The following is a 6209-nucleotide window of genomic DNA, read 5'->3' on the forward strand; positions in this document are numbered from 1 at the left end:
GGGGGGTCACCATTGGCCATGCCGGCGCGCGTGCAATCCTGCCCCCCGCGCGGGGTCGCCGATCCCGGTGGGTGCGGCGGTCTTGGCGTCGGGTCACGCGGCACCGCGCCGGGTCGGTTCACTTCCGCGGTGCTGCCGCCCGCAGGAAGAACATGAGGTTGGCGGGCCGCTCGGCCAGGCGCCGCACGAAGTAGGCGTACCACTGGTCGCCGAAGGGCACGTACACCCGCAGCCGCTGTCCCAGTCCCGTCAGCCGGGCCTGTTCGTCCGCGCGCACGCCGTAGAGCATCTGGTATTCGAAGTCGTCGGTGCCCCGCCGCGCGGTGGTGGCCAACAGCGCGGCCGACCCGATCAGGGCCGGATCGTGGGTGGCGACCATGGGATACCCCTTGCCCGCCATGAGGATTCGCAGACAGCGCAGGTAGGCCGCGTCGACGTCGCGGCGGCCGCGGTGGGCGACGGTCGCGGGTTCGTCGTAGGCGCCCTTGCACAGCCGGATGCGCGCGCCCGCGTCGGCGAACTCCTCGCAGTCGGCCTCGGTGCGGCGCAGATACGCCTGGAGTACCGTGCCCACGGTGTCCGGGTGGTCGCGGCGCAGTTCGCGCACGATGGCCAGGGTGGAATCGGTGGTGGTGTGGTCCTCGGCGTCGAAGGTCACCCAGATGCCCCGCGCGGCGGCGGCCTCGACAATGGTGCGGGCGTGGGCGAGGGCGGTGTCCTGCCCGGTACCGGGCAGCGACCGGCCGAGGGCCGACAGCTTGACCGACACCTCGAGTGGCCGCGGACGGTCGTCCGGCGTATCGGACCCGAGTTCCGACAGGGCGCGCAGCAGCGTCTCGTATTCGCGCACCACCTGCCGGGCCTGTTCGGGGCGGGTGATGTCCTCGCCGAGATGGTCGACGGTGACCGAGCGGTGCTGCTGCCGCAGTGCCCGCACCACCGCCAGCACGGCGGCGGTGGTGTCGCCCGCGACGAAGCGGTCGACGAGGCCGCGGGTCACCGGCATGCGGGTGACGGCCTGCTCGAGGCGCGCCGAACGCGCGGCGGCCAGCAGCGCCGGTCGCAGCGGATTGCGCGACATGCTCATCGTCCCTCCTCGGATTCCGGTCGCTGGTGCGGATACTCGTGCGATCGGGCGGGGACGAAGGTCTCCTTGATCGAGCGCGGCGAGGTCCAGCGCAGCAGGTTCAGCGGCGATCCGGCCTTGTCGTTGGTGCCCGACGCGCGTGCGCCGCCGAACGGCTGCTGCCCAACCACCGCACCGGTGGGCTTGTCGTTGACGTAGAAGTTCCCGGCCGCGAAACGCAAAGCCGCGCTGGCCTTGTCGATGGCGTGGCGGTCCTGGGCGAGGATCGCCCCGGTGAGCGCGTAACCGCTGCCGGAGTCGACCATCCGCACTGCCTCGTCGAAGGAGTCGGCGCGGCTGTCGTCGTAGACGTGCAGGGCGAGAATCGGTCCGAAGTACTCGGTGGCGAAGGCCGCGTCGGTGGGATCGTCACCGAGCAGCAGGGTCGGCGCGATGAAGTAGCCGACGCTGTCATCGTAGGTGCCGCCCGCCGCGATGGTCAGTCCGGCGGTGGCCTTGGCCCGCTCGATGGCGGCGGCATTGCGGTCGAAGGCACGGCGATCGATCACGGCCCCACCGAAATTCGTGAAGTCCGTGATATCCCGGTAGGCCAGCGAGCCGATCCGTCCGATCAGCTCGTCACCCATGCGTGCCCACAGCGAACGGGGGACGAAGGCGCGCGAGGCGGCCGAGCACTTCTGCCCCTGGTATTCGTACGCGCCGCGGATCAGCGCGGTGATCAGGACTTGCGGGTCGGCGGAGGGGTGGGCGAGCACGAAATCCTTGCCGCCGGTCTCGCCGACCAGTCGCGGATAGCCGTGGTAGCGCTCGATGCGGCTGCCAACCTCGCGCCATAGGTGCTGAAAGGTGCTGGTGGAGCCGGTGAAGTGGATGCCGGCGAGCCGCGGATCGTGCAGCGTCACCTCGGAGACCTCGGGGCCGTACCCGTGCACGAGATTGATCACGCCCGGCGGCAGTCCGGCGGCCTCGAGCAGGCGCATGGTGTGGTAGGCGGCCACGGCCTGGGTGACGGAGGGCTTCCACACCACGGTGTTGCCCATGAGCGCGGGGGCGGTCGGCAGATTGCCCGCGATGGCCGTGAAGTTGAACGGCGTCACGGCGTAGACGAACCCTTCCAGGGGCCGGTGGTCCATCCGGTTCCACACCCCCGGCGCGGAATTGGGCTGCTCCGCCAGGATCTGCCGCGCGAAGTGCACATTGAACCGCCAGAAGTCCACCAGTTCGCAGGGTGCGTCGATCTCGGCCTGGTAGGCGGTCTTCGATTGGCCCAACATGGTTGCGGCGGCGATGGTTTCGCGCCAGGGACCGGCCAGCAGGTCGGCGGCGCGCAGGAAGACCGCCGCGCGTTCGTCGAAGGGCAGTTCCCGCCACGCGGGCGCGGCGGCCGTGGCCGCGTCGACGGCCGCCTGCGCATCGGCCGCGTTCGCCGTGGTCAGCGTACCGAGTACGGCGGCGTGCCGATGAGGTTGCACCACATCGACACGCTCTCCGCCTCCGGTCCGATGCACGCCGTCGATGACGTGGCGGATGTCGGTGGGCTCGGCCGACAGCGTGTCGAGCGCCGTGCGCAGGCGGGCCCGCTCGGGGCTGCCCGGCGCGTACTGATTCACCGGTTCATTGGTCGGTGCGGGCACCGTGGTGATCGCGTCCATGTCGAGCAATAAACCCGAAAACCGCCCCCCTGTGATTGGCCGATCGGATGAAATGAGACAGAGGATTTCGTTCGATGCGATGACGAGGATGAGCATGCGACTATCGCTGGATGGCAGCCGTGCGTAGTTCCATTCCCCTGGCCGAGCTGCTGTCCGCGCTGACCGATGCCGTCGCCGAACTCGTGGATGCCCCCGCGGGCACCGCGGTCGGCATCGGTTCGGTCGCCTTCCTGGATACCGGCGACCTGACCGCAGAACCCCCACCCGCCCGTGCGCTGCCACACCTGTTTCTCCAGGTCAGCGCGAGCATCGAGGACGCCGTCCGCTGGCTCGAGCTGCTCTCAGACGGCTGCCCCGTCGAGCTGCGGCCGCGCGCGGTCTTCATCAAGGACGCCGACACCCTGCCCGATGTGCGCGCCGCCGCCCGCGCCGCCGGTGTGGCACTGGTCAGCGTCAACCCGCAGGCGCGCTGGGAGATGGTGCACGCGCTGGTCAACCGCATCATTCGCGCGGGCGGCACGCCCCATTCGGCCGGTGCGCCCGGTGCGCTGACGCCCGACACCGATCTCTTCGGGCTCGCGCAGACCGTCGCGGAATCAACGGGTGGTCTGGTCTCGATCGAGGACGAGCAGTCCCGGGTGCTGGCCTATTCCGCCGACAGCACCGAGGACGCCGACCCGGTGCGGCGACTCTCGGTCCTCGGCAGGCAGGGGCCGCCGGGTTACCTGCGCTGGTTGCAGCGCACGCACGTCTTCGAACGGCTGCACAGCTCCGGCGACGTGGTGGAGGTGCCGGCCAACGGCGAATGGGAGACCCGGGGCCGCCTGGCCATCGGCATCCGCGCACACGGACGTCCGGGCGATCGACCGGAGCCGCTGGGCACCATCTGGGTGCAGGAGGCCGCCGCGGCGCTGCCCGCCGACTGCGCCGACGTCCTGCGCGGGGCGGCCGCCATCGCGGCCCGGGTGCTGTGGCGGGCCCGGCACGCGCCCAGCACGGACACCCTGCTCATCCAGCGGCTCTTCGGCGAGCACGGCGGCGATGTCGACATCCCCTCCGTGGCGGCTACTTTCGGCATCGCCGCCGAGGGCAGCGGCGCGGTGGTCGGCTTCAGCTGCGCCGACCGCACCCGCCCCGACGACGCCGCCATCCGCCGCGCCGCCGTCACCCTGCGTCTCCATGCCAGCAGCTTCCGACAGGACTGCATCACCACGGTGATCGACAGCCGCCCCTATGTGCTGTTCCCCGAACACCATTCGATCGACAGCGTCGAGTCGTGGACCCGCCAGATCATCCTGCGCCTGGAGGAGCAATCGGGCTCTCCCCTGCGCGCCGCCATCAGCGCCCCCGTCGCCGGGCTGGCCGACGTCGCCCGCGCCCGCGCCGAGGTGGACCGCGTTCTCGACCGCACCGCCGCCCTCCCCCACACCGAACAGGTGACCACCCTCGCCCGCTCCCGCACCACCGTCCTCCTCGGCGAAATCCTCACCCTCATAACGAACAACCCGCAACTGCGCGACCCGCGCCTGGACACCGTCATCGACTACGACGCCCGCTATTCCGCCGAACTACGCGACAGCGTCGAACAGTATCTCCGCTGCCACGGCGATGTACGCACGGCGGCACGCCTGCTGCGAATCCACCCGAACACCCTGCGCTACCGCCTACGCCGAGCCGCACATATCCTCCACATGGATCTCGACGACCCGGCGGATCGACTGCTATTGGAACTCCAACTCGCCGCCGACCGGGAGAAGCGCGGAGAGACACGTTGAGGAGATCAACCGGGCGCTGGATCGCCGCACAGCCGTCCGGTCACTCCCGCGAACGCATGATCCGACGGTGACCCGTTTCAGGAGGAGGCCACCGCAGCGGGCGATTCCGCATTCGTCCGTCCGGTCAGCTCCACCGACCGGATACGATCTTCGATCTGTGTGGCGTGGTGGGCGAGGATGAGTTCGTCGGCCTGGATGTCGGCGGCGAATTCCTGCAGGTACGACTGCACCTCGGCAGGGGTGCCGGCGGCGGTGTACTGGGTCATGGCCGCGAGGTGGCGGCCGTTAGGGGATGCCAGGAAGGCGTCGATCTCGGCGTCGGTGAAGTCGTGGCCGGCGGCGCCGCGTTTGATCATCGCACGGGTGCGGGCGCGGTAGGCGATGGTCTGCTGCTCGACCGCCGCGTCGTGGTCCTCGGCCGCGAAGACGTTCACACCGGCCATGACGTACGGTTCGGGCTGCTGCTCGGAGGGGCGGAAGGTGTCGCGGTAGACGGTGACCGCCTGGTGCAGGGCGTCGGGGGCGAAATGGGAGGCGAAGGCGTAGGGCAGGCCCAGGTGGGCGGCCAGCTGGGCGCCGAAGAGGGAGGAGCCCAGGATGTAGAGGGGGACAATGCCTTCGGCGCGGGGAACCGCCTGAACGCCGGGGATGCGGGAGTCGCCGCTCAGGTAGCCCTGGAGTTCCAGCACGTCCTGGGGGAAGGAGTCCGCGGAGGAGTGGTCGCGGCGCAGGGCGCGCATGGTGGTCTGGTCGCTGCCGGGCGCCCGGCCCAGTCCGAGATCGATGCGGCCCGGGTAGAGGGTTTCCAGGGTGCCGAACTGTTCGGCGATCACCAGCGGCGAATGGTTCGGCAGCATGATGCCACCCGCGCCGACCCGAATGCTCTCGGTCTTGGACGCCACATGGCCGATGAGCACACTGGTCGCGCTGGAGGCGATGGACTTCATATTGTGGTGCTCGGCGTACCAGACCCGGCGATACCCGCTGCGTTCGGCGGCCCTGGCCAGGGCGACGCTGTTGTCGAAGCTGTCGCGGGCCGACTGGCCGCGCGCGATGGTCGCGAGATCGAGGATCGACAGTGCGAAGGGCATAGGAGGGGCAACGCCGCGAGGGTCCCGCGATATTTCGCCGCCCGCTGTGACCTGGCGTTCAGTCCGGCGGGTGGACGCGCGGGCCGATGACGGCGAGTGCCGTGTCCACCGCCACGTCGATGACGCCGGTGACCGGCTCCCCCGCCTCGATGGTGGTGGCGATCAGCTCCCGGAAACCGCCGTAGAGGATGGTGGCCATCTGCCGGGTGGGCGGATGCAGGTCGGCGGCCTGGAATTCCGGTGAGGCGGTGAGGTTCTGGATGAGGGTGATGAAGGCTTCGGCCTCGATCTGATGCTGCCGGTGCGCGCCCTCGCCGAGTGCGGGCGACTCCCGGATCCAGACCAGGCTGATGGCTAGGTCCTCCTCGGTGGAGTCGATCCACGCCCGCACGGCCTGCCGGATCTGCACCCGCCACGGGGCGGCGACGTCCACGGCCGCGTAGATCCGCGCGATGGTGCGCTGGTTCCACTCCTCGAGGACCGCGATGAAGCAGTCCTCCTTGCCGGTGAAGTGCTCGTAGAAGGTGCGCCGCGAGGTGCGGGCGCGGCGAACCACGTCGGCGACCGTGGTGTCCCTGTAGCCCCGTTCGCGCACCGACTCCAC

General features: G+C 70.2%; 5 protein-coding genes. 1 reads left to right on the plus strand and 4 read right to left on the minus strand.

Features of this window, described 5'->3' with window-relative positions; all coding sequences use genetic code 11:
- Nucleotides 1–118: 118 nt before the first annotated feature.
- Together QK444_RS30975 and pruA are read right to left on the minus strand one after the other, a co-directional pair.
- Entirely contained in the window at nt 119–1087 is a 969-nt protein-coding gene (locus QK444_RS30975; RefSeq protein WP_282785637.1) for a proline dehydrogenase family protein, read from the minus strand.
- The gene (pruA, locus tag QK444_RS30980) at nt 1084–2739 is read right to left on the minus strand and encodes an L-glutamate gamma-semialdehyde dehydrogenase (protein WP_282785638.1); all 1656 of its coding nucleotides are present in this window, start codon (nt 2737–2739) and stop codon (nt 1084–1086) included. Before pruA ends, QK444_RS30975 begins: the two co-directional genes overlap by 4 nt.
- Nucleotides 2740–2849: 110 nt before the next feature.
- Between pruA and QK444_RS30985 the strand changes: the two genes are divergently transcribed.
- Nucleotides 2850–4514, plus strand: a complete 1665-nt coding sequence (locus QK444_RS30985) for a helix-turn-helix domain-containing protein (protein ID WP_282785639.1) — start codon at nt 2850–2852, stop codon at nt 4512–4514.
- 77 nt (nt 4515–4591) lie between these two features.
- On the opposite strand, the gene QK444_RS30990 is transcribed toward QK444_RS30985, so the two are convergent.
- On the minus strand, nt 4592–5605 hold the full coding sequence (locus QK444_RS30990; protein ID WP_282785640.1) for an LLM class flavin-dependent oxidoreductase: 1014 nt from the start codon (nt 5603–5605) through the stop codon (nt 4592–4594).
- A 58-nt stretch (nt 5606–5663) separates the two neighbouring features.
- The coding region (locus QK444_RS30995) for a TetR/AcrR family transcriptional regulator (RefSeq protein ID WP_282785641.1) at nt 5664–6209 on the minus strand (546 nt) is incomplete at its 5' end.

The organism is Nocardia sp. CC201C, assembly GCF_030010695.1.
Lineage (GTDB): Bacteria > Actinomycetota > Actinomycetes > Mycobacteriales > Mycobacteriaceae > Nocardia > Nocardia otitidiscaviarum.